Source organism: Pseudomonas jilinensis, from assembly GCF_003586265.1.
In the GTDB taxonomy this organism is placed as follows: Bacteria; Pseudomonadota; Gammaproteobacteria; order Pseudomonadales; family Pseudomonadaceae; genus Halopseudomonas; species Halopseudomonas phragmitis.
Genome location: NZ_QJSA01000003.1, coordinates 110,361 through 137,110, shown reverse-complemented (window position 1 = coordinate 137,110; position 26,750 = coordinate 110,361). Strand labels below are relative to the sequence as shown.

Sequence of the window (26,750 nt, the reverse complement as noted above, 5' to 3'; positions counted from 1 at the left end):
CCCCAGCTCAGGCCGGGGCTTTGAGGGTCTGTACGCCGTCTGCGGTGCCCAGCAGCAGGATGTCGGCCGGGCGGGCGGCGAACAGGCCATTGCAGACCACCCCGACAATCGCGTTGAGCTGCTCTTCCAGGCCGCGCGGATCGGTGATCAGCAGATTGTGAACGTCAAGAATCACGTTGCCGTTGTCGGTCACGCAGCCTTCACGGTAGACCGGATCGCCGCCGAGTTTGACGATCTGGCGGGCAACGTGGCTGCGAGCCATTGGGATGACCTCGACCGGAAGCGGGAAGGCGCCCAGGGTGTCGACCAGTTTGCTCTGGTCGGCGATGCAAATGAAGGTCTTGGCCACTGCCGCGACGATTTTCTCGCGGGTCAGTGCAGCGCCGCCGCCCTTGATCAGTTCCAAGTGGCGGTTGGCTTCATCGGCACCATCGACGTAGTAGTCCAGGCTATCAACGCTGTTCAGGTCATAGACGGGGATACCGTGAGCCTTGAGGCGCTGGGCGGTGGCCTCGGAGCTGGCGACGGCGCCGTCAAAGAAGCCCTTGTGCCTGGCTAGGGCGTCAATGAAGCAGTTGGCGGTGGAGCCGGTGCCGACGCCGATAACGCTCTTGTCCTGCAGGTTGGGGAGCAGAATATCCACGGCCGCCTGGCCTACCGCCTGCTTGAGTTCGTCCTGGGTCATCTCGGTTCACCTGTGCAAAGTCTTACGAGTTGCGGATTATAAGGCCGGCGCGGTTGCGATGAAACGGCAACAGACCCTAGACTGGGCGTTTTTGAACCCGGATCAAGCCGAACACGCCATGCTGGAAACCTACGTCAAGAAGATCCTCTGCTCCCGCGTCTATGATGTGGCGGTGGAAACGCCCATCCATCCCGCACCTTTTCTGTCTGAGCGGCTTGGCAATACGGTATTGCTTAAGCGTGAAGACTTGCAGCCGGTGTTTTCCTTCAAGATTCGCGGCGCCTACAACAAGCTGGCGCAACTGACCGATGAGCAGCGGGCCAAGGGTGTGGTCGCGGCATCGGCCGGTAACCATGCCCAGGGGCTGGCCTACGCCGCCCGGCACATGGGGGTGAAGGCGACCATCGTGATGCCGCGCACTACCCCGGAGATCAAGGTCAAGGCGGTGCGTGCCCGGGGTGCCAAGGTGGTACTGCATGGCGACGCCTTCGATGAGGCGCTGGCGCACTCGCAGAAGCTGGTCAAGGACAAGGGCTTTACCTATATCCATCCCTACGACGATCCGGACACCATTGCTGGCCAGGGCACCGTGGCCATGGAGATCCTGCGCCAGCATCAGGGGCGGCTGGATGCGATTTTCGTTCCGGTCGGCGGGGGCGGCCTGGTGGCCGGGATCGCCGCCTATGTCAAATACCTGCGCCCGGAGATCAAGGTGATTGGCGTCGAGCCGACCGAGGCGGCCTGTCTCAAGGCGGCGATGGATGCCGGCGAGCGGGTGGTGCTGAGCCAGGTTGGGCTGTTTGCTGACGGGGTGGCGGTGGCGCAGATTGGCGAGCACACCTTCGAGGTTTGCCGCCACTATGTCGATGAGGTGATCACCGTTTCTACTGACGAGATGTGTGCGGCAATCAAGGACATCTACGACGATACCCGCTCGATCTGCGAGCCAGCCGGTTGTCTGGGCGTGGCCGGAATCAAGAAGTATGTCGAGCGTGAGGGCTGCGAAGGTCAGGTCTTTATTGCTATCGATTCTGGAGCCAATGTCAACTTCGACCGCCTGCGGCATGTCGCCGAGCGCGCCGAAATTGGTGAGAAGCGCGAGGCGCTGCTGGCGGTGACCATTCCCGAGCGGCCTGGCAGTTTCAAGGCATTTTGCCAAGCCATTGGCAAGCGCTCAATCACCGAGTTTAACTACCGTTACCACGACAACAGCGAGGCACATATCTTCGTTGGGGTGCAGACCCATCCGGAGTCAGACCCGCGCGATGCGCTGGTGGCTATGTTGTGTGAGCAGGGCTTCCCGGTCATGGATCTGACCGACAACGAATTGGCCAAACTGCATATTCGCCATATGGTCGGCGGCCATTCCGCCCATGTCACCGATGAGGTGGTGTTCCGTTTCGAGTTCCCGGAGCGTCCTGGTGCGCTGTTCAACTTCCTCAGCAAGCTGGGCGGGCGCTGGAATATTTCAATGTTCCATTACCGCAACCACGGTGCGGCCTATGGCCGGGTGGTTGCCGGTTTGCAGGTGCCTGAGGCCGAACGCCATCTGGTGCCTGAAGCCTTGCAAAGCATTGGTTATCAGTACTGGGATGAAACCGATAATCCGGCCTATAAGCTCTATCTTGGTTGAGAGGCTCAGGAAATGTCGTGGTCGGCCAGTTGGGCCTGGCAGGTGCGATTACGGCCTTCGGCCTTGGCCTGATACAGCGCCTCGTCAGCCAGACTGATCAGTTCCTTGGGCTCCCAGCCTTCGGCGGGAATCAGGCTGGCGCTGCCGATGCTGATGGTCAGGTGCTGTTCCGGGCTATCCGGATGGGCAATCTCCAGGCGTTTGATCGCCTGATGCAAGTGTTCGGCTACGCGCAGGCACTGAGTCATGTCAGCCCCAGGCAGAATTACCGCGAACTCTTCGCCGCCGTACCGGCAGGCGCTGTCACCCTCGCGCTGGAGACTGTTGCGCAGGGCGTCGGCGACCTGTCGCAGAGCGTCATCGCCGGCCTGATGGCCGAGCTGGTCGTTGAAACGCTTGAAGTAATCGACATCCAGCATCAGTAGCCCCAGAGGCGTGTTCTCGCGCCTCAGGCGGCGCCACTCGCTGGCCAGCGTCTGGTCGAAATAACGCCGATTGTAGAGGCCGGTCAGGCCGTCCAGGTGCGACAGGCGCTTGAGCCGGGCCGCTATCTTCAATTGTTCTGTGTTGTTGCGGCCGACGCAGATCAGGTAGTCGCGGCCGTAGCGCGCCAGATGCCGGACGCTGATTTCCAGCGGCAACACGTGACCTTCGCGATGCCGGACCTGCTGCTGGAAAATGGCGCTGCCGCGGCGGGTGACCAGGCGTTGCAGATCGGTGGCCCACTGCTCGAAGTCAGGCATGATGTCTGCCGGGGCGATGGCCAGTACGGCGCGCAGCTGTTCCTCGGTATAACCCAGCGCATGCCAGCAGGTGCGGTTGAGGTAGACCAGTTCCTGGGGGTTGAGGCCGATGATGAACAGGGCATCATGGCTGTGGTCGGTCATGTCCAGGATCAGCTTGAGGCGGGCCTGATTATGCTGCAGGCTCTCCTCGATACTCTGGCGCCGGACGATTTCGCTCTGCAGGGCCCGGTTGCTGCGGCTAAGCGCATCCCAGCGCTGGGTATTGATCAATGCCAGCCATAACGCATAGCACAGGCTCAGGCTCGCCAGCGTGCCGCTGATCAAGACCAGCAAGGGTAGCGAGGTGCGGGTACTCCGCAGCAATCGCTGTGAGGGGTAGGCGGTCAGACTGAAGCCGGTGTTGTCGCCCAGGCGCACTGAACTGTCGACGCTCCAGTCGGGAATTCGCTGGTCGCTGCCCTGATGGCTGAAAAGAACGCCCGAACCATCCTTGAAATCGACGCTCAGGTGGGTCTGCAGCAGGTCGCTGAGCAGGTCGCTGATCAGTACCTCGACGCGGAAAATACCCAGTAGAAAGCCATCGAAACTATGTGGTTGGCCTGCCTGGCGATACAGCGGAATGTAATAGGCCAGGCCTTTCCCGCCCTGCTGGAGGGTAAAGCTGCTGCTGAGTCGGGGCTGGCCGCTCAGGCGAGAGTCTTCGAGTAGCGGGTAGTTGGGATGTTCCGGGCTGTAGGCGAAGCCTACCACCTGCTCATTGCCGGTCAGCGGTTCGATCCAGCGCATCCGATAGTCGGCGTCCAGCCACTCAATGGCTTGAAAGTTTTCGAAATCACCCAGTAATAGCTCAACATCCTGGCGCCACAGGTCGCCTTGTCTATGATGCAGGGGCCAGCGGCTGGCCAGACGTTGCAGGCTGCTGGTCTGGTGGCTGAAGCGGGCCTCAATCTGACGAGCCAGGGCGTCGGTTTCCAGCTGCAGGCGCGCTACCGCCTGGATCTGTTCGGCGCGTAGTAGTGATACCCAGGCCCAGAGGTTGGCCCCCAGCAACGACAGCAGCAGCGCGGCGATCAGTGCTCGGGCGATAGCTGGATGTTGTGCGGCATGATGGGCAAGCATGGCGGCTCTCATGGTGGCTGCCTAACTGATAGCACATTGCCTTTCGCGACACCAGCGTCAGGCTTGGCGGGCGGCGCTCAGCATGATTTGCCACTGCTGCTCGGTAACCGGCATCACCGATAGGCGGCTGGCGCGTTTGAGCAGCGCCAGCTCTTCCAGGCCGGCCAGTTGGCGTAGTGATTGCATATTTAGCAATGCTGGAAACTTTTCCTGAAATTCTACGTCAATTGCCAGCCAGGGCAGGCGCTCCTTGCTTGCCTTGGGGTCGAAGTAAGGACTTTGCGGGTCAAGCGCGCTGTGGTCGGGGTAGGGCGCGCTGACGATGGCGCCTATGCCGGCCAGTCCGGGGGGCTGGCAACTGGAGTGGTGGAACAGGAACAGGTCGCCGGGGCGCATTTGCTGGATGTAGTTGCGTGCCTGATAGTTGCGCACGCCATCCCAGGTCGCGCACCGCTGAGCTGCAAGGTGGTCGATGGAAAAGGTGTCGGGCTCGGATTTCATCAGCCAGTAAGACATGTTTCACCTTTTTAGGGTTTCTGATTTGACAGTATCGTATTGATGGTCTAAACCGACACACTTGATACGCGGACTGCATTTGTCTCGGTGCGCGACGAGGTCGAGTTGCGATCTGAGTCGCAGTCAGTTCATTAATGAAAACAAGATTGCCCGGCATTACATTAGGAGGCAACCCATGCGTCGCAAGCCGGATCTTATGTGGATCCTCGTTATTGTCTTCACTCTTGGTGTGGTAACCACCGGTTACACGCAGAGTTATTTTGAGCGTTCGACGCAGCTCGAGAGTACGCTCAACCAGCCTTGAACAGCAGGCACTCGGCATCGCTTACAATGCCGTCCAGCGGAATGTCCCAGCTTGCCGCAGGCAGTTGTGCAACTTTCTGGCAGCGATGAGCCAGGCCGAGCAGGCAGGGGCCGGGCCACTGCCGGCGACGCTGGCGGTAGGCTAGTGCACGATCATAGAAACCGCCGCCCATCCCCAGCCGATTGCCGTGCTGATCGAAGCCAACCAAGGGCATCAGTACCAGGTTGAGTCGCCAGACCGGCACCTGGCGGCTGCGCTGGGGGCGCGGCTCGCGGATGCCGAATCGATTGGTTTTCCAGCGCTGATCGGGATACAGGCGCTGGAAGCGCATAAAGCCATGCGGCCAGCCGTTGACCACCGGCAGGTAGCAATGCTTGCCCAGGCGCTGGGCATGGCGCAATAGCGAGGCAGGATCGATTTCGGCGTCGTTGGCCAGGTAGAACGCGATATGTCGGCTACGCCGAAATATGGGCTGCTGGGCGAGTTGGCGAAAAAGTTGCCGGCTGGCCAGTCGTTGCTCGCGTGGGCTCAAGGCTTTGCGCGCCTGGCGGAGCTGCTGGCGTAACTGGCTGCGGGTCGGGCTGATCATGCGGGAAGTGAAGTCCCCGGAGATGCCGCTGTCGGGTTAGCCCTTGAACCCGAAAGTTCAAGGTGGGGGACACGGCATCGCCTCAGGCTTTCCGTCTTGCGGACATGCACACTGGCAACAACGCGTGGCCTCCGTATACAGGAGTATCGGCTCAGGGACGTCTCCGACTGGCCAACATCCCAGGGACAGTTGTCACTATACAGAAGATTCACCGCAAGATCATGCCTGTGACTCGGTTTGTGGCTTGTTCAGCACCTGGTCCAGGCGCTCAACCAGATCGCGGATCTGGCGCTGGTGCTGATCCAGTTGGTCGCCTTGGCGACGATTGCCGGTCAGCATGTCGTGGCTGATATTCAAGGCGGCCATAACGGCAATACGCTCGACGCCGACCACTTTGCCGCTATTGCGGATGTCGCGCATGGTGCTGTCCAGGTGGCGGGCAGCCTGTTCCAGGTTGCTGCGTTCTTCCGGCGGGCAGCTGACCCGGTACTCTTTGTCGAGAATATGCAGGGTGACGGTCAGGGGTTGGCTCATGAGTCGTGCTCCAGGGCTTTGAGTCGCAGAATCATGGCTTCGACCTTCTGACGGGCCAAATCGTTCTTTTCAATTAGCTGCATTCGTTCTTCGCGCCAGGAGCGTTCCTGAGCGAGCAAGTGCTGATTCTGTTGCTGGAGCCGTTCGCACAGGTCGATCAAGCGACTCACTTTCTGTGCAAGCGTGTTGAAATCAGGTTCGTCCATTGGCGCCATTCTGTCATCCCGGTGTTGGCCAACTGTTGAGGCTCCCTTATAGAATACACTAGCTACTCATACAACTATTCATCTGACTCCGGCTTTTGTGAGGCCCCTCCGTTATGGCGATCATGCCAGCAGTATTCGAATTCGACCGCTATGCCCAGCTGTTCAGTGAGCTTGGTGCCAGTGGTCACCCCGCCGAGTTGCACGGCCATCTGGTCGGACGCCTGTCCGCTGGTGCCCGGCTTGACCACGCCACCTGGCTGAGTGTGGCTCAGGAACTGATCGATGGCCGCAATGCCCCGGGCGAGGCTGCCAAGGTCGCGCTGATTCAGCTCTATGATGCGACACTGTCGCAGTTGAGCGGCTCGGGTTTCGATGTCACTCTGTTGCTGCCGGATGACAGTGCCGCCATCGATCACCGGACCCAGACCCTTGGCCAGTGGTGTGAAGGGTTTCTCGGTGGCTTCGGCCTGGTCGAGCGCAAGATGGCCTTGAGCGAAGAGGCCGAAGGCGTGCTGCGTGATTTTGCCGCTATCGGCCAGGTTCAGACCGAGCTGGAGGAGTCCGAGGCCAACGAGGTCGATTACATGGAAATCATGGAGTACGTGCGGATGGCCACCTTGCTGGTGTTCAGCGAGTGCCAGGATAGCGCTACCGGCCAGGACCAGCCCCCCGCATCATTGCATTAACGAGGTCAGCATGCCGATCCCCAAGCAGGAATATGCCCGCCGGCGCAAGTCGCTGATGGCGCAGATGGAGCCCAACAGCATAGCCGTGCTGCCTGCAGCACCGGTGTATATTCGCAACCGCGATGCCGAGTATATCTATCGCCAGGACAGCGACTTCCAGTACCTGACCGGGTTCCCCGAGCCAGAAGCGGTGGCGGTGTTGATGCCGGGCCGTGAGCATGGCGAATATATTCTGTTCTGCCGCGAGAAGGACAAGGAGCGTGAGTTGTGGGATGGCTATCGGGCCGGCCAGGATGGTGCCGTGGTCGAGTATGGGGCTGACGATGCTTTCCCGATCAATGATATCGACGACATCCTGCCGGGGCTGATCGAAGGGCGTGAGCGGGTTTACTACGCCATGGGCGCCAACCAGGATTTTGACCGGCGCCTGACCAACTGGATCAATGTGATTCGCAGCAAGGCGCGTCAGGGAGCCCAACCGCCCAACGAGTTTGTCGCTCTCGATCATCTGCTGCATGACATGCGGTTGTACAAAAGCGCAGCCGAGCTCAAGGTTATGCAGGCGGCGGCGCAAATCTCTGCCCAGGCTCATATCCGGGCCATGCAGATCTGCCGGCCGGGACTCTATGAATACCAGCTTGAGGCAGAGTTACAGCACGAGTTCATGCGTAACGGCAGTCGGGCGCCGGCCTATGCCTCGATCGTCGCGGCCGGGCGCAATGCCTGCATCCTGCATTACACCGAAAACACCAGTCAGATCCGTGACGGCGACCTGATCCTGATCGACGCCGGTTGTGAGCTGGACTGCTATGCCAGCGACATTACCCGGACTTTCCCGGCCAGCGGCCGTTTCAGTCCGGAGCAGCGCGCTATTTATGACATCGTGCTGGAGGCCCAGGAAGCGGCCTTTGCTGCAATCGCTCCGGGACGCCACTGGAATGAAGCGCATGAGGCTACGGTGCAGGTCATTACTGCCGGTCTGGTGCGCCTGGGCCTGCTCAAGGGTGAGGTTGATGAGCTGATCGCCAGTGAGGCCTACCGGGCGTTCTATATGCACCGGGCCGGCCACTGGCTGGGCATGGATGTGCATGATGTCGGCGACTATCGGGTCGGCGGCGAATGGCGGGTGCTGGAGCCAGGCATGGTGATGACCGTCGAGCCGGGTATTTACGTGGCGCCGGACAATGAGGATGTGCCGCGCAAATGGCGCGGGATTGGCGTGCGGATTGAGGACGACGTGGTGGTTACGCGCAGTGGTTGCGAGATTCTGACCGGTGGCGTGCCCAAGCAGGCCGACGAGATCGAGGCGCTGATGGCCGCCGCTCGGTCGCGTGCCGAGGCGTTGGCGTGAGCATCAGCCTGAGTATTGTCGGTGGCGGCATGGTCGGTGCCAGCCTGGCCTTGGCCTTGCAGGAGTGTGCCCGGGCCCGGGGCTGGCGCTTGCGTCTGATCGAAGCCCAGCCGCCCCGCGCAGGAGGCTGGCAACCCAGCTACGATGCCCGTTCCACGGCCTTGTCACAGGGCAGTCGGCAGTTGTTTGAGCGGCTGGGGGTGTGGGCGCGACTGGCTGAGCGGGTCGAACCCATTCGGCAGATTCACGTCTCCGACCGCGGTCATCCTGGTGTGGCCCGGATCGATGCGGCCCGCGAAGGGGTGCCGGCGCTGGGCTATGTGGTCGAAAACGCCTGGCTGGGCGAGGTATTGCTCGGCGCTCTGGATACCGAGGTAGTGGAGTGGCTGGCGCCGGCCAGTGCCACGGCTGCCCGGGCGGTGCCGGGCGGTTACCAACTGGATCTGCAGACCGCCGATGGAGCACAGACCCTGGAGACCGAGTTGCTGGTGGTGGCCGATGGCGGGCGCTCTGGTCTGCTTGAAAGCCTGGGCATTCATCGTCAGGTCAGCGCTTACGGGCAAACCGCGATCATCGCCAATATTTCTACCAGCAAGGCTCACGCCGGGGTGGCCTTCGAGCGCTTTACCGACTCAGGACCGCTGGCCCTGCTGCCGCTCTCGGGGCAGCGCAGTGCCTTGGTCTGGACCCAGCCGAGAGACCAGGCCGATGAGGTCATGGGCTTGGTTGATGAGGACTTCCTGGCGCGGCTGCAAGACGCTTTCGGCTTTCGCCTGGGCGCGCTGACCCGGGTTGGCGAGCGTCATGCCTACCCGCTGAGCCTGAGCGAAGCTCAGGAACAGGTGCGCCCGCATCTGGTGGTGTTGGGCAATGCCGCGCACAGCCTGCACCCGATTGCCGGTCAGGGCTTCAACCTGTCGCTACGCGATACTCTGGCGCTGGCAGACTGCCTGAGCCGCGAGACTGAGCGTCAGCCAGGAGATCTGACGGTATTGCAGGGGTATCTGCAACGCCAGCAGCTTGATCAGCGTCTGACTGTGGCGTTCAGTGATCAACTGACCCGGTTGTTCAGCAATCGACAGCCGCTGTTGACTGCCGGACGCAATCTCGGGTTGCTCGGGCTCGATATCCTGCCTCCTGCCAAGCGTCTGTTAGCCCGCCAGGCGATGGGGTTGCATGGCTGACCTGCACTGTTCTGGAGACCCCATGAATCATTCGTTTGACCTTATCGTGGTCGGTGCCGGGATGGTTGGAGCGGCCGTGGCCCGGGCGCTGGCTGATACACCGCTGCGAATCGCGGTCCTGGATGCGCTACCACGTGAGGCGCTGGGGCGTGGGGGCGAGACCGGCTCGGGCTACGACCCCCGGGTCAGCGCTTTGAGCGCTGCCTCGCAACGGATTCTGAGCGCTTTGGGCGCCTGGCAACGGATCGCGCCGCAGCGACGCTGCGCCTATAGTGCCATGCGTGTGTGGGATGCCGAGGGCACCGGCGAAATCGGCTTTGACGCTGCCGCGCTGCATGAGACGCGACTCGGACACATCGTTGAGAACCATCTGGTGCAGCAGGCCTTGCTCGACAGCCTGGATGAAACCCGGGTAGAGCTGTTTTTCGGCCAGCGAGTGCAAGGGTTGGTCCGCGAAGAGTCCGGTTGGCGGCTGAATCTGGCGGACGGTCTGCGTCTGTCGGCGCCGCTGCTGATCGCTGCTGATGGGGCGCGCTCACAGATTCGCGAGCTGGCCGGGTTCGCCATGCGCGAGTGGGATTATCTGCACCATGCGCTGGTGACCACGGTACAGCTGGAGCAGCCGCATCAGGCGACGGCCTGGCAGCGTTTTCTGCCGACTGGACCGCTGGCGTTTCTGCCGCTGCCGGATGTCGATGGCCGACATTACTGCTCGATCGTCTGGTCGTTGCTGCCAGAGCAGGCCGAGCAGATGATGGCTTTGGATGAGCCGGCGTTTTGTGCGGCCTTGGGCCAGGCCATTGAAGGTCGCCTGGGCCGGGTGCTGAGTGCCGACCGCCGGCACTGTATCCCGCTGCGTCAGCGCCATGCGCGCCAGTATGCGATGCCCGGGCTGGTGCTGGTCGGCGATGCCGCGCACAGTATTCATCCGCTGGCGGGGCAGGGGGTCAATCTCGGGTTTCTCGACGCGGCCGAATTGGCCGAGGTCTTGCTCGCTGCCTTGCGGCGCGGCGAGTCGTTGGCCGGGCTGGCGGTGCTGCAGCGCTACGAGCGCCGTCGGATGGCCGACAACCTGGCGATGATGGCGGCGATGGAGGGCTTTGAACGGTTGTTCCATGCCGATGCGCCAACATTGCGCTGGGTGCGCAATGCCGGCATGCGCTGGCTGGACAATCAGCCGTTGCTCAAGTCAGGCTTGATTCGTCGGGCCATGGGTCTGAGCGGGGATCTTCCGGCCTTGGCCCGGGATCCGGAAATCGTTTCAACACAGGCATGACTCTGGTTGCTGAGCTAAAACTAAATCATTATCATCTGCCTCAAGCTTACCAACCAGAGGTGTTGTCATGTCTGTCACCCGTACCATCGCTGTCGTCAGCCTGGCCCTGACTGCGGTCACTGGCGTTGCCCAAGCGCAGGACAAGGAGCTGGTGGTGTACTCCTCCCGCCAGGAGCACCTGATCAAGCCGGTTTTCGAGTTCTATACCGCCAAGACCGGTACCAAGATCAACTACATCACCGATGGTGAAGCCCCGCTGATGGCAAGACTGCGGGCTGAAGGGGTCAACACCCCGGCCGATCTGTTTATCACCGTGGATGCCGGCAACCTCTGGCAGGCCGAGGAAATGGGCTTGCTGCGCCCGGTCAAGTCCGAGGTGATCAGTGCCAATATCCCCAGCCAGTACCGTTCCAGCAATGACCAGTGGACCGGTCTGTCGCTGCGTGCCCGAACCATCGTTTACTCCACCGAGCGGGTTGATCCGGCCACGCTGAGCACCTACGAAGCGCTGGCCGATGACAGCTGGAAAGGTCGTCTGTGCCTGCGGACTTCGAAGAAGGTCTACAATCAGTCATTGACCGCAACCATGCTCGAGACCTTGGGTCAGGAGCGGACTACCGAGGTCATCAGTGGCTGGGTTGCCAACCTGGAAGTGCCGGTATTTGCCAATGATACTGCCCTGATCGAAGCCATTGATGCCGGTCAATGTGATGTCGGCATCGTCAACACCTATTACTTCGGTCGCCTGGAACAGGACCGCCCGAATCTCAAGGCCAAGCTGTTCTGGCCCAATCAGGAAGATCGTGGCGTGCATGTAAACATTTCCGGTGCCGGGGTGACCAAGCACGCCAAGCATCCGGAAGCGGCGATTGCCTTCCTTGAGTGGCTGACCACTGAAGAAGCCCAGCGTATCTTCGCTGACGTCAACCAGGAGTTCCCGGCCAATGCGTCGCTGGCGCCGTCCGAAGAAGTTGCCGCCTGGGGTGAGTTCAAGGCCGATACCATCAACGTGGAAGTAGCCGGCCGCCGTCAGCCAGAAGCGATCATGCTGATGGATCGCCTGGGCTGGAACTGACTTCGGTCAGCCCAATACGGCTTTTTCCCGATATACTGCACGCCCGGCTCATGCCGGGCGTGTTGTTTTTGTCGCAGGAGTAAGCGTGCCGCAGCGTTCGATCACCCCCATGCCGCGTTGGCGTCTGGTGGCCTATCTGGCCGCGGCGCTGGTGTTGATGCCGTTGCTGGTGCTACTGCTCAGTTGGCAAAGTGTCGATACCATGATCTGGAGCCATCTGCTCCAGACTCAGTTGTTCACCCTGATTGGCAATACCCTAGTGCTGGTTGGTGGGGTAGGGGTTGGAGTGATTCTGCTTGGGGTCAGCCTGGCCTGGTTGACCAGTTTGTGCGAGTTTCCTGGGCGGCGACTGTTCGACTGGGCACTGATGCTGCCGTTTGCCATCCCGGCCTATGTGCTGGCCTTTGTGGTAATCGGCTTGCTGGATTTCGCCGGGCCGGTCCAGACACAACTGCGAGCCTGGCTGGGCAGCGACTTCCGCATGTTTCCGATCCGATCCACCGGCGGCGTGATTGCGGTGTTGATTCTGGTCTTCTACCCCTATGTTTACATGCTGGCCCGTGGCGCCTTCCTGGCCCAGGGGCGTGGGCTGATGGAAGCCTCCCGGATTCTCGGGCATAGCCCCTGGCAGGGATTCTGGCGGGTAGCCTTGCCGATGGCCCGGCCGGCGATCGGGGCTGGGGTGGCGCTGGCGATCATGGAAACCCTGGCCGACTTTGGTGCGGTCTCGGTTTTCAATTACGACACTTTCACGACCGCGATCTACAAGACCTGGCACGGCTTCTACAGTCTGCAAACCGCGACCCAGCTGGCCAGCCTGTTGTTGTTGTTCGTGTTTCTGGCGCTCTATGTCGAACGCAGGGCCCAAGGCAGCAAGCGTTTTCCTGGTAGTGACAAGCCGCGTCAGGGGCCGTTGTACCGGCTGCGTGGTCCGCTGGCCTGGCTGGCCTGTGGTTACTGTGCGCTGGTGTTGGCGGTGGCCTTTGTGATTCCGGTTATTCAACTGGTCTGGTGGGCGTTTGACAGTGGTGTGGCGGATTTCGACAGCCGCTATTGGCGGGTTATCCGCAACACTTTGCTGCTGGGTGGTATGGCGGCACTGATTACCGTTGGGGTGGCAACTCTGCTGGTACTGGCCCGGCGGCTACAGCCGATCCGGCGAGTGCGCAGTGCGGTTGCGGTGGCCAATCTGGGTTATGCCTTGCCGGGTTCGGTACTGGCGGTGGGGATCATGTTTGCCTTCAGCTTTCTCGATAACCAGTTACTGATCCCGCTGCGGCAGTGGCTGGGCAATCCCCAGGCAGGGCAACTCCTGATGGGCAGTCTGTTTGCGCTGTTGCTGGCCTATCTGATTCGCTTCATGGCGGTTGCCTATGGCCCGCTGGATACCTCGCTGGCGCGGATTCGCCCGTCCTTGCCCGAAGCTGCGCACAGTCTGGGGCAGTCGGGCTGGACGGTGTTTTGGCGGGTTTACCTGCCGTTACTGCTGCCCGGGGTGTTGAGCGCTGCACTGCTGGTTTTCGTCGATGTGCTCAAGGAAATGCCGGCCACCCTGCTGATGCGCCCGTTTGGCTGGGACACTCTGGCAGTGCGCATTCACGGCCTGACCGTCGAAGGTGAGTGGCAACGCGCCGCCTTGCCGGCCTTGACCCTGGTGCTGGTCGGGCTGTTGCCAGTGATTGTGCTGATTCGTCGTTCCGGGCGCGGCGTACGACACTGACCGGTCATCCCGAGCCGGTATGGCAGGCTGCACAGTTGGGTCGATTGCGGCTACAATTCACCTTTTATGCACCCGAATGAAGGAAGCCGCAATGGGTTCGCGTACCCCTCTTTATGATTGCCACCTGGCGGCCGGCGCCAAGATGGTCGACTTTGGCGGCTGGGACATGCCCCTGCACTATGGTTCGCAGCTTGAGGAGCATCATCAGGTGCGCCGCGATGTCGGCATGTTCGACGTGTCGCACATGACCGTGGTGGATGTCGAAGGTGCCGAGGCCAAGGCCTACCTGCAGCGCTTGCTGGCCAATGACGTGGCGCGTCTGACCACCATGGGCAAGGCACTGTATTCCGGCATGCTCAACGAGCAGGGCGGGGTGATCGACGATCTGATCGTCTACCTGACCGAGTTTGGTTACCGCGTGGTGGTCAATGCCGCTACCCGGGACAAGGACTTGGCCTGGATGAACCGTCAGGCCGAAGCTTTCGCGGTCACCCTGACCGAGCGTGACGATCTGGCCATGCTGGCGGTTCAGGGCCCGCGCGCGCTGGAAGTCGCCCAGGCAGTGGTCAATGACAGCCGCAAGGCGCTGATCAGTCTGCTGGCGGTGTTTCAGGGCCTGCCGGAAGGCGAGTGGTTCATTGCTCGGACCGGCTACACCGGTGAAGACGGTCTGGAAATCATGCTGCCGGCCGCTGAAGCCCCGGCGCTGTGGGATGCCTTGGTCGCTGCCGGCTGCAAACCCTGCGGACTGGGTGCGCGCGATACTCTGCGTCTGGAAGCTGGCATGAACCTGTATGGCTCCGATATGGATGAAGGCATCTCGCCGCTGGCAGCCAACATGGCCTGGACCATCGCCTGGGAGCCGGCCGAGCGCGATTTTATCGGTCGCCAGGTACTGGAGGCCCAGAAGGCCGCCGGTGACCAGCCGAAGCTGGTCGGCCTGGTGCTCAACGAGCGCGCCGTGCTGCGTGGTCACCAGAAGGTTATCGTCGACGGGTTTGGCGAGGGTGAGATCACCAGCGGCAGTTTCTCCCCGACCCTGGGCTGCTCCATCGCCCTGGCCCGGGTACCGCGCGCCACCGGCGAGCGGGCTCAGGTCGACATCCGTGGCAAGCTGCTTGAAGTGCGGGTGGTCAAACCCGGCTTCGTGCGCCACGGCAAGGCTGTATTCGAATAATTTCCCAACCTTTTCTCCGTACCGAGGATCAGTCCATGAGCAACATCCCCGCCGACCTGCGTTATGCCTCCAGCCACGAGTGGGCTCGTCAGGAAGCCGATGGCACCATCACCGTAGGTATCACCGACCATGCCCAGGATTTGCTGGGTGACGTGGTGTTTGTCGAACTGCCGGAAGTCGGCCGTCAGGTCAACGCCGGTGAAGAGTGCGCGGTGGTCGAGTCGGTCAAGGCCGCCTCTGACATCTACGCGCCGGTCAGCGGTGAAGTGGTCGCCGTCAATGAGGTTCTGGCTGATGCGCCGGAAACCGTCAACAGCGAGCCCTATGCCGGTGCCTGGTTCTTCAAGATCAAGCCCAGCGATGCCGCCGAACTGGACAAGCTGCTGGACGCCGAGGCCTACGGCGCTTCGATCTAAGATCGTCTGAGCAACCCATCTCAAAGCCCTGAGCTGTTTCAGGGCTTTTGCTTTTCTACCCTTCGCAGGTGAACCCCATGAGTCAAACCCGCCTCTCTGCCCTGGAACAGACCGATGCTTTCATCCGTCGCCATATCGGTCCGGATGCCGCCGAGCAGCGCGCCATGCTCGACACCCTGGGTGTCGAATCCCTGGATGCCCTGATCGCCCAGACCGTGCCGCAAAGCATTTTGCGTCAGGACCTGCTGGCGCTGGGCGCGCCGCGCAGTGAGGCCGAGGTATTGAGCTACCTCAAAGAGGTGGCGAGCAAGAACCAGATCTTCACCTCCTGCATCGGCATGGGCTATCACGGTACGCTGACCCCGACCGTGATTCTGCGCAATGTGCTGGAAAATCCGGGCTGGTACACCGCCTATACCCCGTATCAGCCGGAAATCGCCCAGGGTCGCCTGGAGGCGCTGCTTAATTTCCAGCAACTGTCGATCGACCTGACCGGCATGGAGCTGGCCAGCGCCTCGTTGCTGGATGAGGCGACTGCCGCTGCCGAGGCCATGGCCCTGGCCAAACGGGTAGCCAAGAGCAAGAGCAACCTGTTCTTCATCGATCAGGACTGTCACCCGCAGACCATTTCGGTGGTTCGCAACCGGGCCGAAGCCTTCGGTTTCGAGGTAGTGATCGATGTAGTGGGCAATCTCGACCAATACCAGGTTTTTGGCGCCCTGTTCCAGTATCCGACCACCTGGGGCGAGATCCGTGATCTCAAACCGCTGATCGATCAGGTGCATGCGCAGAACGCACTGGCCTGTGTGGCCGCCGATCTGCTCAGCCTGGTGCTGCTGACCCCACCGGGCGAGCTGGGGGCTGACGTGGTATTTGGTTCGGCTCAGCGCTTTGGCGTACCCATGGGCTATGGCGGACCGCACGCGGCCTTCTTCGCCACCCGTGATGCCTATAAGCGAGCCATGCCCGGGCGGATCATCGGGGTGTCGGTCGATACCCGTGGCAACCGTGCCCTGCGCATGGCGTTGCAGACCCGTGAACAGCACATCCGCCGCGAGAAAGCCAACTCCAACATCTGTACCGCCCAGGTGCTGTTGGCCAATATCGCCAGCTTCTATGCCGTCTACCATGGGCCGGAAGGGCTCAAGATCATCGCCCAGCGGGTTCAGCGCCTGACTGCCATCCTGGCCGCCGGGCTGGAAGCCTGTGGCATCCAGCGCAGCAATAGCCATTTCTTCGACACCCTGACGCTCAAGGTGCCCGGCCAGGCGGCGGCGATTGTTGCGCGCGCCCAGGCTGCCCGAGTCAACTTGCGCCTGATCGATGCCGACACCTTGGGTGTCAGCCTGGATGAGACCTCGACCCGGACAACCGTGCAAACTCTGCTGGCCTGCTTCGCTGGTGATCAGCACGGCCAGGATCTGGAGGCGCTGGATGCTCAGGTAGCAGCCGCCGGGCTCGGTATTCCGGCCGACCTGCAACGCCAGTCGGCGTTCCTGACCCACCCGGTGTTCAACAGCTATCACTCGGAAACCGAGATGCTGCGCTACATCAAGTCGCTGGAGAACAAGGACCTGGCGCTCAACCAGGCCATGATTCCGCTCGGCTCCTGCACCATGAAGCTCAACGCCACCACCGAGATGATTCCGATCACCTGGCCGGAGTTCGGTCAGTTGCACCCGTTCGTGCCGCGTGAGCAGGCCGAAGGCTACAAGCAGATGATCGACGAGTTGGAAGCCATGCTGCGTGAGATCACCGGTTTCGATGCCATCTGCATGCAGCCCAACTCCGGTGCCCAGGGTGAGTACGCCGGTCTGCTGGCCATCCGCAAGTACCATGAATCCCGCGATGAAGGCCATCGCAACGTCTGTCTGATTCCGACCTCGGCCCACGGCACCAACCCGGCCTCGGCGATGATGGCCAGCATGCGTGTGGTACTGGTGGCCTGCGATGAGCAGGGTAACGTCGATGTTGAAGATCTGCGCCAGAAGGCTGCTGATAACGCCGAGAATCTGTCCTGCCTGATGATCACCTACCCCTCGACTCACGGGGTATACGAGGAAGGCATTCGCGAAATCTGTGACATCATCCACCAGCATGGCGGCCAGGTGTACATGGACGGGGCCAACCTCAATGCCCAAGTGGCGCTGAGCCGGCCGGCCGATATCGGTGCTGACGTGTCGCACATGAACCTGCACAAGACCTTCTGTATCCCCCACGGTGGTGGTGGCCCGGGCATGGGGCCGATTGGTGTCAAGGCGCATCTGGCGCCGTTCGTTGCCAACCACCCGGTGGTGCCGCTGGAAGGCCCCAATGCCGAGAACGACGCGGTCAGCGCCGCACCCTGGGGCAGCGCCAGCATTCTGCCGATCAGTTGGACCTACATCGCACTGATGGGGGCTCAGGGGCTGCGTCAGGCTACCGAAGTGGCGATCCTCAATGCCAACTACCTGGCCAAGCAATTGGGCGAGGCCTACCCGGTGCTGTACAGCGGGCGCAACGGTCGGGTGGCGCATGAGTGCATCATCGACATCCGTCCGCTCAAGGCTGCATCGGGCATCAGCGAGGAGGATGTCGCCAAGCGACTGATGGACTTCGGCTTCCACGCTCCGACCATGTCATTCCCGGTGGCCGGAACTCTGATGATTGAGCCGACCGAGAGCGAATCCAAGGCCGAGCTGGATCGCTTCATTGATGCCATGCTGACCATTCGCGCCGAGATCAGCCGGGTCGAGAAGGGTGACTGGAGTGCCGAGGACAACCCGCTGCACAACGCCCCGCATACCCTGGCCGATATCACCGGTGACTGGCAGCGCGGTTACTCGCGTCAGGAAGCGGTCTTCCCGCAGCCTTGGGTAGCGGCCAACAAGTTCTGGCCGTCGGTCAACCGGATCGACAACGTCTACGGCGACCGTAACCTGTTCTGTGCCTGTCCGCCGATTGAGGCCTACGAAGGCTAAGCCTGTGCACGCCGCCCGCCGACTGGCGGGTGGCGTGGCAGCTCCAGCTCCACCTCAACCCCGCCTGTTGGCCGGTTGCGCAGGCTGATTTTGCCCTGATGCAGTTGCGCCACTTCCCTGACAAAGCTCAGACCCAGTCCGGTACTCTTGCGCTGCCCGTCCGGACGCGGCAGTGAATAGAAGCGTTCAAAAACCCGCTCCAGGGCATAGTCAGGCACTGGCGGACCGTCGTTGCTTACTGTCAGCCGAACCTGCTGCTCATTCGCGCTCAACTGCAACAGGATCAGACCGCCCGGCAGGCTGAACTCGATGGCATTGTCGAGCAGGTTGCTGATGGTCTGTTCGAGCAGGAAGGCTTCGCCCTCGAGTTGGCAATCCCCGGTTTGCTGCTGGTGCAGGGTGAGCTGCTTGCGTTCGATCTGCGGGCGCTTGGACTCCAGTTCGCGTTCGGCAAGTGCTGCCAGATCCAGGTGTTCAGGGTTTTCCAGGTGCTGGCGCTTCTCCACACTGGCCAGCGACAGCAGCCGGTCCACCAGACGTTGTAGGCGTTGTGATTCGCTGTCGATGTTGCTCAGAAAGCGTTGCCGGGCCTGCTCCGGCACATTGGCTTCCTGCAGCAGTTCGGCTGCTCCGCGGATCGCCGAGAGCGGAGATTTCATCTCGTGGGTCAGGGTATGCACGTACTGCTCGACATAGGCCTTGCCGTCGATTTCCGCGCGCATTGCCTCGGTAGCCCGAGCCAGGCGGTCGAGTTCGCGCTCGCCAAGCCGCGGTGCGCTGATGCGCTCACCGTGGCGCACCCGTTCGACATACTCGACCAGACGGCGGATTGAGCGGGTAATCCAGATCGACAGAGCCGCCCCCAGCAGCAGCGCACCGAGCAGGATCAGACCGCCGCGCTTCCAGAAGTAGCCGTGCGCCAGGGTGATAAAGGGCTGCAGGCTGGCGGTCGGCTGGGCCAGGGTCAGTACCCCGACCAGCTCGCCGGCATTGAAGACCGGGGCTGCGACATGCATGAAGGTGGTTGCTTCGTCCTCGGGATCGGCCCGGCTGGTGCGTGCGCCGTATTCACCGCGCAGGGTCAGGGCGACGTCACGCCAGCTAGAGAAGTCCTCGCCGACCAGAGCCGGGTCGCTGTGCAGCAGTACCCGGCCCTGGCTGTCGGTCAGGTAAACGATCAGTTCGGTGCGGGTCTTTTGCCGCGACCAGATGTGCGCATCCAGCGGGCGCTGCTGGTAGCGCTGCAAGGCCTCGGCGAACGGTGTGCCCTGGGCAAAGCCCTGCTCCCAGTGCAGGCCAGCGGCTTCGGCCAGCAGGTTGGCACTGTCGACCAGGACTTCTTCACTGGCCTGGCGCACCGACGAGGGCAACTGGTTGAGGATGCTGTTGAGAAACAGCAGCGTGGCCAGCCCGGCGAGTACGAACCAGGCGACCAGAATGCGGACACTCAGGCTCATGCGCGGCGCTGCCGGGCCTGCGGATCAAGGCTGTAGCCCAGGCCGCGATGGGTGGTGATCGGGTCGATATCGGGCAGGACCTGTTTCAGTTTGACCCTGATGCCCTTGATGTGAGTGTCGATCACCCGATCGAGGCTGGCGCCGGGGTCATCCCAGGCAGCGTCCATCAACTGCTCGCGACTGAGTACGTGTTCGGGGTGACGCAGCAGGGCGGCGAGAATCAGATATTCGTAACGGGTCAGTTCCAGCCACTGCTGGTGGTAGCGAATACGCCGGCGAGCCGGGTCGTGTTCGAACAGGCTGCTCTCGGTGCTGGGTTCGGGCTCGGGCTGCAACCGGGTGCGGCGCAGGATAGCGCGTACCCGGGCGGAAATCTCGCGCGGGCTGAACGGCTTGACCACGTAATCGTCGGCACCGATTTCCAGTCCAACGATGCGGTCGACTTCCTCCTTGCGAGCAGTCAGGAACATCACCGGTACATTGGAGAAACGCCGAATCCGGCGGCACAACTCGAAACCGCTTTCATCCGGCAGGCCAACATCCAGTACCACCAGGTCCACCGGCTGCTGTTGCAGCCAGGCCATGCCGTCACTGGCCAGCACACACCAGTGCGGCTCGAAACCTTCGGTGCCGAGGGCATAAAGCAGGGCATCGGCAATGGCCGGCTCGTCCTCGATGATCAAAATCCTGTCGCCCATGGGCTGCTCTTCCTGAACTGCGGGCCCTGATTGTGGCGTCAATGCTGGGCTGGACGCAATCATTCGTGCTCCAGCCAGGCACTGACCACATAGCGCAACGGGCCGCCGCTGGTCAGAGCAGAAAATGGGTAACAGGTGACCAGGCGCAGCTCGGCCTGGTCATGTTGTAGCTCAATCTGCTGGTGGCGGCTGTCGACTACGTCGCTTTGGCCGACGCGGTAGCGGTAGCGGCGGCCATCGGTGGCTTCGATCTGCACTATCTCTCCGGGCTTGAGCTGCTGCAAAAAGGCGAAGTGACTATCCTGATGCCCGGCCAGCAGTAGGGTGCCCAGTTGGCCGGGGGTCACGCCGTTGTCGAGTTGGCCGGGGCCGAAGGCCAGGGCCTGGCCGCTGACGCCAGCGAGTACATAGTGATCCTGACCCTGGGGTGTGATCAGCCGTGCAACCGGCCAGGTATCAGCCCAGGACCAGGGTTTGACGGCCACCCCCTCGGCCAGTTGTTGTTGCCAGGCCCGTGCGATCAGCCACTGCGCCAGCTCGGCCTTGGCCTGCAGCCACAGCGCCTGGCCGCTCAGCGCCAGGGCACCGAGCAGCAGGCTGGCGATCAGCAGCTTACGCATGGGCGGGCCTGCGACGGATCAGCAGAGCCAGAGCAGCAGCGAACAGCAGCAGGGCCAGTGACCACAGGCGCAGCAAACCCAGCGAGGTTTGCGGGTACAGGTGATGATCGGCCGGGTTCAGATTGGGGATCTGCTGGCTCAGCAACTCCTCATCAGGGCTGCGCACCGGAGTTTCTTCGATAGCGATGAAGCTTGTGTAACGACTCATCAACTGGTGCTGCAGGGCAACCTCAAGCACCGCTTCACGTACCTCGGCCTCGGCCGCACCCTGAACCAGCCGGTCCATCAGCGATTCGATTTTGCTGCGGGCCCAGAGCTTGGCCGTGCCCGGACTCTGCTGTGCTTCTGGCAGCCACAGTTGTTGCTGCCAGGGTTCTGGCTGGTGACCGTGCAGGGTGATGGACTCGGGCAGACGGTTGAGTTTCAGCGCTACCACCAGCGGTTGGCCGGCGTACAGGTCAGGCAGCCGCTCGGGCCAGATTTGCGCCTGAATGCCGTCTTCCAGTTCGAGGCGCAGATCAGTCAGTACGGGGGATTCGAGTTTTTCGAACAGCCGGTTGATCGAACTGGCCACGCCGTCGCGGTCATTGACCGGAGTGAATTGGCCGCGGCCGATCTCGGCGGCCTTGCGCAGCAGGTAGCTGTTGGGGGCGGCACCAATACCGACGGTGAACAACCGGGCATTGTGCAGTCGCCGCTGGATCATGGTCAGTACTTCCTGTTCATTGCTGACAGAGCCGTCGGTTATGAAGATCAGTTGGCGCAGGTAGCCCGGCTCGCTGGGTTGGCTCAGGGCATCGCGCAGGACCGGCAGCATCTCGGTGCCGCCCGAAGCGTACAGGGCGTTGACCCAGTCGCGGGCCATGGCCAGGTGTGTGGCATCTGCGGGCACCGGCTGGCGGAACAGCTGGCTGTGCTGGTGGTTGAATTCGAACAGATTGAAGCGGTCTTCCGGTTGCAGCCGGTCCAGGGCATGCAGCAGGCTCTGACGGGCCTGGCGCATCCGCTCACCCTGCATCGAGCCGGAGGTGTCGACGATCAGCAACACTTCACGAGGCTGGCGTACGTGACTGACCGGGCGCTCGGCTGGCGACAGCATCAGCAGGGCGTAGTGGCCGTCGTCCAGGGTTTCGCTGAATACCGCGGCCTGGTTGCCAATATCGGCCGGCAGGGCCCATTCGAGGATGAAGTCGCTGTCCATGATCACTGGATTGTGGGCCAGTTGAATCCGGTAGCCACGGCCATCATAGTCATGGTCGAGCTGGTGGCTGGGGCTGTGGATGCTGTCCAGCGGCATGCCGGCGTCCAGATAGATATCCAGGCGCGCCTGGTGCGATGGCCCGTCACGCCACAGGCCTTCAACGATCGGGCCTTCCACGGCGGTGTACGGGTGTACGACGGGCACGGGGTTGTCGCTCGGTTGCGGGGCGGGGGTGTAGCGTGGGGTCATGGTCAGCGGCAGGCGCAGATTGAAGCGCCCGGCATCGGGAACCAGCAGCTCGGTGTATTCCAACGTCACGGCAATGCTCTGGCCGGCCTCGATATTGGCTACCGAAGTGCTGAACAGGTTGGGCCGACGCTGTTCGACCAGACCAGCGCGCTGGCCACTGGCCCGGGCCTGTTCATAGGCCTGCCGCGCCTGCTGTTTTTCCCTGATCTGACCGATGATCCGGCGCTCGCCGATTTCCAGTTGCATGCCGTGCACTGCGGCATTCTCGGACGTGGGCAGTACATACAGGCCTTCGGCAAAGGCCAGCCCGGGATTGCTGAAGCGTTGGCGAATTCTTACCCGGGCCAACGGGCCGCTGATGGTGACTTCCATTTCGGTATTAAGCAGCAGCGCTGGTTCCCAGGCCGACTGGTTGTCGTTGCGCAGTAGAAATACCCCGGTCCCGGCCTGATCAAGCAACGCTGTGCGCGACTCCTGAGCCTGAGCCGGGGGCAGGGTAAATAGCAGGCTGATAATGAATAACCATCCGAATCTGGATTGCATGGCGCACCTCCCTGAGTGATTGACCGCTGCAGTGTCGCCGGGCTGTTTGTGACGATGATGTGGTTTATGTGTGGATGGACTGATCGAGGTCATTGGCGTGGTTTGAGGGTGGCGGTTACAGTTCAAACACAGACACAGGAGTTGCCATGACTCAGGTTTCCAATAGCAGTGACAGCCCGCAACCGTTGCGCTTGCGTCGTGTCGGGATCGACACTTACCGCGAGAACGTTGCCTACCTGCACCGTGAGTGCGAGTTGTATCGTGCCGAGGGTTTTCAGGCCCTGGCCAAGGTTGAGGTCCGCGGCAATGGCCGGCGGATTCTCGCCAGCCTCAATGTGGTGGATGACGACAATATCGTTGACTGTGGCCAACTGGGTCTGTCGGAGGATGCCTTCGCCCAGTTGGGCTTGGCTGAAGGCTATGCGGTCAGCGTTTCGCAGGCCGAACCGGCCCGTTCGATTCCGGCCCTGCACCGCAAGATCGCGGGTGAGCGTCTGAGTCGCAAGGACTTTGGCGCCATTGTCGAGGACATCGCCGCCCATCGTTACTCGAAGATTGAATTGACCGCCTTTGTGGTGGCCTGCAACCAGGGCGAACTGGACCGTGAGGAAGTGTTCTACCTCAGCGATGCCATGAGCCGGGTTGGTCGTCGTCTGGACTGGCATGAGCACCCGGTGGTCGACAAGCACTGCATTGGCGGTATACCCGGCAATCGCACTTCGATGCTGGTGGTGCCGATCGTTGCAGCACACGGCATGCTGTGCCCCAAGACCTCGTCACGGGCGATTACCTCGCCGGCCGGCACCGCCGACACCATGGAAGTGCTGGCCAATGTCGAGTTGCCGTTCGATGACCTGCGTGATCTGGTGCATACCCATCGCGGCTGTCTGGCCTGGGGTGGTACCAGCGATCTGTCGCCGGCCGACGATGTGCTGATTGCGGTCGAGCGCCCGCTGTCGATCGACTCGCCCGGGCAGATGGTGGCGTCTATCCTGTCGAAGAAGGTGTCGGCCGGCTCGACCCATCTGCTGCTGGATATCCCGGTCGGGCCGACTGCCAAGGTGCGCTCGATGCCGGAAGCGCGCCGCCTGCGCAAGCTGTTCGAGTTCGTTGCCGGACGTATGGGGCTGCATCTGGAGGTGGTGATTACCGATGGCCGGCAGCCGATTGGTCGAGGCATTGGTCCGGTGCTGGAGGCGCGGGATGTGATGCAGGTGCTGCTCAATCACCCGCAGGCACCAGATGATTTGCGGCTGAAGTCCTTGCGTCTGGCCGGACGGATGCTCGAGTTCGACCCCGATGTGCGAGGCGGCGAGGGCTTTGCCATTGCCCGCGACATTCTCGGCTCCAGCCGGGCGTTGGAGAAAATGCAGGCGATTATCGCGGCTCAGGGGGCGAAGCTGTTCGATCCTGAACAGCCGCCTCTGGCGCCACTGGGCTTTGAGGTCACGGCGGCGACCGATGGTGTGGTGATCGCGATCGACAACCTGCAACTGGCGCGCATCGCCCGGCTGGCCGGGGCCCCCGGGGCCCAGGGGGCCGGAGTCGATATGCTGGTGCGGCTGGGTGACAGCGTTGCGCGTGACCAGCCACTGTACCGGGTATACGCGGCCTATCCGACCGAACTGCAATTCGCCCGCCAGGCCAGCGAACGCTTTACTGGCTTCATGATTGGTCGGGCCGAGGAACTGGTGGATCTGAATGTGGAGTTCTGATGGATACCTTGCTGTTATTTTTTGCCGATGAGCAGGCGCCCGCCCGGCGCCTGGCTGAAGCCGCCGGGCTGGCCTGTGCCGAGGTCATCAGCCACCGCTTCCCTGACCAGGAACTACGGCTTACCCTGCCGTTTTCCCAAGGCCAGGAGCTGCCTGGTACTCTGGTGCTTTATCGCAGCCTGGATCGACCTAATGACAAATTGGTCGAGCTGCTGCTGATCGCCCGGCATGCCCGTCAGCTCGGGATTGCCCGGCTGGTGCTGGTGGCACCCTATCTGGCCTATATGCGCCAGGACATCGCTTTCAATCCCGGTGAAATCGTCAGCCAGACCATTGTTGGCGGCTTTCTCGGTGAGTTGTTCGATGCTGTGATTACGGTCGACCCACACCTGCACCGGATCAGTCATTTACAGCAGGCTATCCCCCGTGAGCAGGCCATTGCCCTGTCGGGCGCACCGCGACTGGCTGAGCTGATTGCCGGGCGGCGTGACAACCCGCTGCTGGTTGGCCCCGATGCCGAGTCGGCCCAGTGGGTCGAAAGCGCAGCTCGGCGCCAGGGCTTTGACTATGGCGTCTGCCTGAAGGTCCGCCACGGTGATCGGCAGGTTGAAATTCAGCTACCGGATATCCCGCTGCAGGGGCGGGCGGTGGTGCTGATGGATGATGTGGCCAGTTCCGGGCATACCCTGGCCCGGGCCGCAGAGCAGTTATTGGCTGCGGGTGCGGTGTCGGTGGACGTGGCGGTTACCCACGCGCTGTTTGCCGAGGATGCCCTGGACGTGATCCGGGCTGCTGGGATTGGCGAGGTCTGGAGTACTGACTGCATCGCCCACCCGAGCAATGCCATCACCATGGCGCCCGTGCTGGCGGCCAGTCTCAAGCAGGTGCTGGCTGTTGGCGGAAAGCCTTAGCTTTTTTCCATAACCGGTTCGGCATTCGGTGTCTGCCACTGCCAGGCACAGAGCGCCCCGAGCAGCGCCACCAGCATGCCGGTCAGGCCGAGTAGCTGCAGACTGAGCAACTGGCTGACCCAGGCGCCCAGTGCTGCCCCCAAACCCTGGCCGAGAAACATCACCGAGCCATTCAACGCGACCGTGACCTGACGCGCCCCCGGTGCGGCCTCGAGCAACTGGGCCTGGACCAGCGGCGTCAGGGCGAACAGTGCGGCGGCGCCGAACAGTACCGCTGCCCCCAGACTCAGCCAACTGACCAGCCCCTGCTCGGGGAACACCAGCATGGCGACTGAGTACAACGCCTGGGTCATGGCGATGATCATGAAAATCCGCACCAGCACCCGGTTCGGGCTGGAGGAGTTGCCAAGCCGGGCGGCGATGGTGATGCCGATCAGGGCGCCGACGCCAACCAGCATCTGCGAGAACGCCACCTGCTCGGTGCTGCCGACGATGTTCTGCATGACCGGGGCGATATAGGGGATTACGCAGAACGTGGCGCTGAAAGCGGCCAGGCTCATCAGCAGCAGACGGCGGATATCGGGTTGCCAGCCGTGGGCCAGCAGATGCCAGCCGGCACCATCCTCGCTTTGCACTACCGGCAAGCTCAAGCGGTTGATCAGTGCAGCGGCCAGACACAGCACTGCGGCCAGCAGAAAAGTCGCGCGCCAGTCGAACCATTGGCCGATCAGGCTGCCCAGCGGCATGCCGAGCAGGAAGGCCAGGACCATGCCACCGGTCACCATGGCCAGAGCCTGGCCGCGTTTTTCCACCGGCAGCAGCGCAGCGATGATCGGCGGCACCACCGGCATTACCAGGGTGGCCGCCAGCCCGGCCAGAATCCGCAGGCCGATCAGTTCGCTGAAACTGCCGGCCAGCGCTGCCAGAAGATTGATCAGGCTCAGCCCGAGCAGCGCCAGCCAGAGCATCCGCCGGCGCTCCAGACGCCCGGTCTTGAGGGCAATCAGCGGTGCGGTCAGGGCATAGGTGATGGCATAGGCCACGGCCAGGTAACCGGCTGTGGCCACGCTGATGCTGAGGTCGGCAGCCAGTTCGATCAGCAGGCCGGCAAACACGAAGGTTTGTGTGCCGACTGCGCAGGTGGCCAGGGCCAAAGCCGGGATGGGGTTGCCGCGCATA

The 26,750-nt window shown here is 62.2% G+C and carries 23 protein-coding genes and 1 other RNA gene; 12 read left to right on the top strand and 12 right to left on the bottom strand.

Translation table 11 applies throughout. From position 1 onward, the window contains the following. Positions 1–7 precede the first annotated feature (7 nt). On the bottom strand, positions 8–685 hold the full coding sequence (gene rpiA, locus C2846_RS04150; protein ID WP_080049427.1) for a ribose-5-phosphate isomerase RpiA: 678 nt from the start codon (positions 683–685) through the stop codon (positions 8–10). Positions 686–743: 58 nt separating this feature from the next. Here rpiA and ilvA point away from each other — a divergent pair, with 58 nt between their 5' ends. Next, a complete protein-coding gene (ilvA, locus tag C2846_RS04145) occupies positions 744–2,318 on the top strand; it encodes a threonine ammonia-lyase, biosynthetic (protein ID WP_276310920.1) in 1,575 nt (524 codons plus the stop codon). 5 nt (positions 2,319–2,323) lie between these two features. On the opposite strand, the gene C2846_RS04140 is transcribed toward ilvA, so the two are convergent. From C2846_RS04140 to C2846_RS04115, 6 genes are all read right to left on the bottom strand, one after another. Beyond that, positions 2,324–4,183 (bottom strand): diguanylate cyclase, encoded by a 1,860-nt coding sequence (locus C2846_RS04140; protein WP_165443755.1) that lies wholly within the window; start codon positions 4,181–4,183, stop codon positions 2,324–2,326. A 57-nt stretch (positions 4,184–4,240) separates the two neighbouring features. Further along, positions 4,241–4,699 (bottom strand): EVE domain-containing protein, encoded by a 459-nt coding sequence (locus tag C2846_RS04135; protein ID WP_119700750.1) that lies wholly within the window; start codon positions 4,697–4,699, stop codon positions 4,241–4,243. Between the two features lie 290 nt (positions 4,700–4,989). Further along, positions 4,990–5,592: a 5-formyltetrahydrofolate cyclo-ligase gene (locus C2846_RS04130; protein ID WP_080049430.1), complete on the bottom strand. Its 603-nt coding sequence runs from the start codon at positions 5,590–5,592 to the stop codon at positions 4,990–4,992. A gap of 9 nt (positions 5,593–5,601) precedes the next feature. Beyond that, positions 5,602–5,781, bottom strand: a non-coding RNA gene (gene ssrS / locus C2846_RS04125) — 6S RNA. A 30-nt stretch (positions 5,782–5,811) separates the two neighbouring features. Further along, on the bottom strand, positions 5,812–6,126 hold the full coding sequence (locus C2846_RS04120; protein ID WP_080049431.1) for a cell division protein ZapA: 315 nt from the start codon (positions 6,124–6,126) through the stop codon (positions 5,812–5,814). Then, positions 6,123–6,341 (bottom strand): TIGR02449 family protein, encoded by a 219-nt coding sequence (locus tag C2846_RS04115; RefSeq protein ID WP_373279483.1) that lies wholly within the window; start codon positions 6,339–6,341, stop codon positions 6,123–6,125. The genes C2846_RS04120 and C2846_RS04115 overlap by 4 nt, the downstream gene beginning before the upstream one ends. Before the next feature lie 113 nt (positions 6,342–6,454). Here C2846_RS04115 and C2846_RS04110 point away from each other — a divergent pair, with 113 nt between their 5' ends. The 9 genes from C2846_RS04110 (at position 6,455) to gcvP (ending at position 18,177) form a co-directional block, all read left to right on the top strand. Further along, complete coding sequence (locus C2846_RS04110; protein ID WP_080051654.1) at positions 6,455–7,018, top strand: UPF0149 family protein; 564 nt, start codon at positions 6,455–6,457, stop codon at positions 7,016–7,018. A gap of 10 nt (positions 7,019–7,028) precedes the next feature. Then, positions 7,029–8,369, top strand: a complete 1,341-nt coding sequence (gene pepP / locus C2846_RS04105; RefSeq protein ID WP_080049432.1) for a Xaa-Pro aminopeptidase — start codon at positions 7,029–7,031, stop codon at positions 8,367–8,369. Further along, a complete protein-coding gene (gene ubiH / locus C2846_RS04100; protein WP_269434106.1) occupies positions 8,366–9,553 on the top strand; it encodes a 2-octaprenyl-6-methoxyphenyl hydroxylase in 1,188 nt (395 codons plus the stop codon). Before pepP ends, ubiH begins: the two co-directional genes overlap by 4 nt. Positions 9,554–9,575: 22 nt before the next feature. After that, positions 9,576–10,829: an FAD-dependent monooxygenase gene (locus C2846_RS04095; RefSeq protein ID WP_080049433.1), complete on the top strand. Its 1,254-nt coding sequence runs from the start codon at positions 9,576–9,578 to the stop codon at positions 10,827–10,829. A 67-nt stretch (positions 10,830–10,896) separates the two neighbouring features. Beyond that, the gene (locus C2846_RS04090) at positions 10,897–11,904 is read left to right on the top strand and encodes an extracellular solute-binding protein (protein WP_080049434.1); all 1,008 of its coding nucleotides are present in this window, start codon (positions 10,897–10,899) and stop codon (positions 11,902–11,904) included. 109 nt (positions 11,905–12,013) lie between these two features. Beyond that, on the top strand, positions 12,014–13,624 hold the full coding sequence (locus C2846_RS04085; RefSeq protein ID WP_080051656.1) for an ABC transporter permease: 1,611 nt from the start codon (positions 12,014–12,016) through the stop codon (positions 13,622–13,624). Between the two features lie 91 nt (positions 13,625–13,715). Beyond that, positions 13,716–14,801 carry a glycine cleavage system aminomethyltransferase GcvT gene (gene gcvT / locus C2846_RS04080; RefSeq protein WP_080049435.1) on the top strand — a complete coding sequence of 362 codons (1,086 nt, stop codon included), beginning with the start codon at positions 13,716–13,718 and terminating at the stop codon, positions 14,799–14,801. A 35-nt stretch (positions 14,802–14,836) separates the two neighbouring features. Continuing rightward, positions 14,837–15,217, top strand: a complete 381-nt coding sequence (gene gcvH / locus C2846_RS04075) for a glycine cleavage system protein GcvH (RefSeq protein WP_080049436.1) — start codon at positions 14,837–14,839, stop codon at positions 15,215–15,217. 77 nt (positions 15,218–15,294) lie between these two features. Further along, entirely contained in the window at positions 15,295–18,177 is a 2,883-nt protein-coding gene (gene gcvP / locus C2846_RS04070) for an aminomethyl-transferring glycine dehydrogenase (protein ID WP_080049437.1), read from the top strand. On the opposite strand, the gene creC is transcribed toward gcvP, so the two are convergent. Genes creC through C2846_RS04050 form a run of 4 tightly spaced genes read right to left on the bottom strand, consistent with a single transcriptional unit; the run spans position 18,174 to position 22,945 of the window. Further along, entirely contained in the window at positions 18,174–19,634 is a 1,461-nt protein-coding gene (gene creC, locus C2846_RS04065; RefSeq protein WP_119700749.1) for a two-component system sensor histidine kinase CreC, read from the bottom strand. The genes gcvP and creC overlap by 4 nt on opposite strands. After that, positions 19,631–20,332, bottom strand: a complete 702-nt coding sequence (gene creB / locus C2846_RS04060) for a two-component system response regulator CreB (protein WP_119700748.1) — start codon at positions 20,330–20,332, stop codon at positions 19,631–19,633. The genes creC and creB overlap by 4 nt, the downstream gene beginning before the upstream one ends. 59 nt (positions 20,333–20,391) lie before the next feature. Beyond that, positions 20,392–20,952, bottom strand: a complete 561-nt coding sequence (locus tag C2846_RS04055) for a class GN sortase (RefSeq protein WP_080049440.1) — start codon at positions 20,950–20,952, stop codon at positions 20,392–20,394. After that, the gene (locus C2846_RS04050) at positions 20,945–22,945 is read right to left on the bottom strand and encodes a marine proteobacterial sortase target protein (RefSeq protein WP_165443754.1); all 2,001 of its coding nucleotides are present in this window, start codon (positions 22,943–22,945) and stop codon (positions 20,945–20,947) included. Before C2846_RS04050 ends, C2846_RS04055 begins: the two co-directional genes overlap by 8 nt. Before the next feature lie 146 nt (positions 22,946–23,091). Between C2846_RS04050 and C2846_RS04045 the strand changes: the two genes are divergently transcribed. Further along, on the top strand, positions 23,092–24,660 hold the full coding sequence (locus C2846_RS04045; RefSeq protein ID WP_080049442.1) for a thymidine phosphorylase family protein: 1,569 nt from the start codon (positions 23,092–23,094) through the stop codon (positions 24,658–24,660). Next, positions 24,660–25,571: a ribose-phosphate diphosphokinase gene (locus C2846_RS04040; RefSeq protein WP_080049443.1), complete on the top strand. Its 912-nt coding sequence runs from the start codon at positions 24,660–24,662 to the stop codon at positions 25,569–25,571. The genes C2846_RS04045 and C2846_RS04040 overlap by 1 nt, the downstream gene beginning before the upstream one ends. Here C2846_RS04040 and C2846_RS04035 read toward each other — a convergent pair. Next, entirely contained in the window at positions 25,568–26,749 is a 1,182-nt protein-coding gene (locus tag C2846_RS04035; RefSeq protein WP_119700747.1) for an MFS transporter, read from the bottom strand. The two genes, C2846_RS04040 and C2846_RS04035, sit on opposite strands and share 4 nt — an antisense overlap. Between the last annotated feature and the right edge of the window lies 1 nt (position 26,750).

Bases quoted from the DNA above. Each gene is read 5' to 3' on its own strand.
- C2846_RS04135 (WP_119700750.1), bottom strand. From the start codon at position 4,699: ATGTCTTACTGGCTGATGAAATCCGAGCCCGACACCTTTTCCATCGAC.
- C2846_RS04050 (WP_165443754.1), bottom strand. From the start codon at position 22,945: ATGCAATCCAGATTCGGATGGTTATTCATTATCAGCCTGCTATTTACC.
- C2846_RS04120 (WP_080049431.1), bottom strand. From the start codon at position 6,126: ATGAGCCAACCCCTGACCGTCACCCTGCATATTCTCGACAAAGAGTAC.
- gcvP (WP_080049437.1), top strand. From the start codon at position 15,295: ATGAGTCAAACCCGCCTCTCTGCCCTGGAACAGACCGATGCTTTCATC.
- creC (WP_119700749.1), bottom strand. From the start codon at position 19,634: ATGAGCCTGAGTGTCCGCATTCTGGTCGCCTGGTTCGTACTCGCCGGG.
- C2846_RS04045 (WP_080049442.1), top strand. From the start codon at position 23,092: ATGACTCAGGTTTCCAATAGCAGTGACAGCCCGCAACCGTTGCGCTTG.
- C2846_RS04130 (WP_080049430.1), bottom strand. From the start codon at position 5,592: ATGATCAGCCCGACCCGCAGCCAGTTACGCCAGCAGCTCCGCCAGGCG.
- C2846_RS04085 (WP_080051656.1), top strand. From the start codon at position 12,014: ATGCCGCGTTGGCGTCTGGTGGCCTATCTGGCCGCGGCGCTGGTGTTG.
- C2846_RS04115 (WP_373279483.1), bottom strand. From the start codon at position 6,341: ATGGCGCCAATGGACGAACCTGATTTCAACACGCTTGCACAGAAAGTG.
- rpiA (WP_080049427.1), bottom strand. From the start codon at position 685: ATGACCCAGGACGAACTCAAGCAGGCGGTAGGCCAGGCGGCCGTGGAT.
- C2846_RS04140 (WP_165443755.1), bottom strand. From the start codon at position 4,183: ATGCTTGCCCATCATGCCGCACAACATCCAGCTATCGCCCGAGCACTG.
- C2846_RS04095 (WP_080049433.1), top strand. From the start codon at position 9,576: ATGAATCATTCGTTTGACCTTATCGTGGTCGGTGCCGGGATGGTTGGA.
- C2846_RS04040 (WP_080049443.1), top strand. From the start codon at position 24,660: ATGGATACCTTGCTGTTATTTTTTGCCGATGAGCAGGCGCCCGCCCGG.
- gcvH (WP_080049436.1), top strand. From the start codon at position 14,837: ATGAGCAACATCCCCGCCGACCTGCGTTATGCCTCCAGCCACGAGTGG.
- C2846_RS04035 (WP_119700747.1), bottom strand. From the start codon at position 26,749: ATGCGCGGCAACCCCATCCCGGCTTTGGCCCTGGCCACCTGCGCAGTC.
- pepP (WP_080049432.1), top strand. From the start codon at position 7,029: ATGCCGATCCCCAAGCAGGAATATGCCCGCCGGCGCAAGTCGCTGATG.
- C2846_RS04055 (WP_080049440.1), bottom strand. From the start codon at position 20,952: ATGCGTAAGCTGCTGATCGCCAGCCTGCTGCTCGGTGCCCTGGCGCTG.
- creB (WP_119700748.1), bottom strand. From the start codon at position 20,332: ATGGGCGACAGGATTTTGATCATCGAGGACGAGCCGGCCATTGCCGAT.
- gcvT (WP_080049435.1), top strand. From the start codon at position 13,716: ATGGGTTCGCGTACCCCTCTTTATGATTGCCACCTGGCGGCCGGCGCC.
- C2846_RS04110 (WP_080051654.1), top strand. From the start codon at position 6,455: ATGCCAGCAGTATTCGAATTCGACCGCTATGCCCAGCTGTTCAGTGAG.
- C2846_RS04090 (WP_080049434.1), top strand. From the start codon at position 10,897: ATGTCTGTCACCCGTACCATCGCTGTCGTCAGCCTGGCCCTGACTGCG.
- ilvA (WP_276310920.1), top strand. From the start codon at position 744: ATGAAACGGCAACAGACCCTAGACTGGGCGTTTTTGAACCCGGATCAA.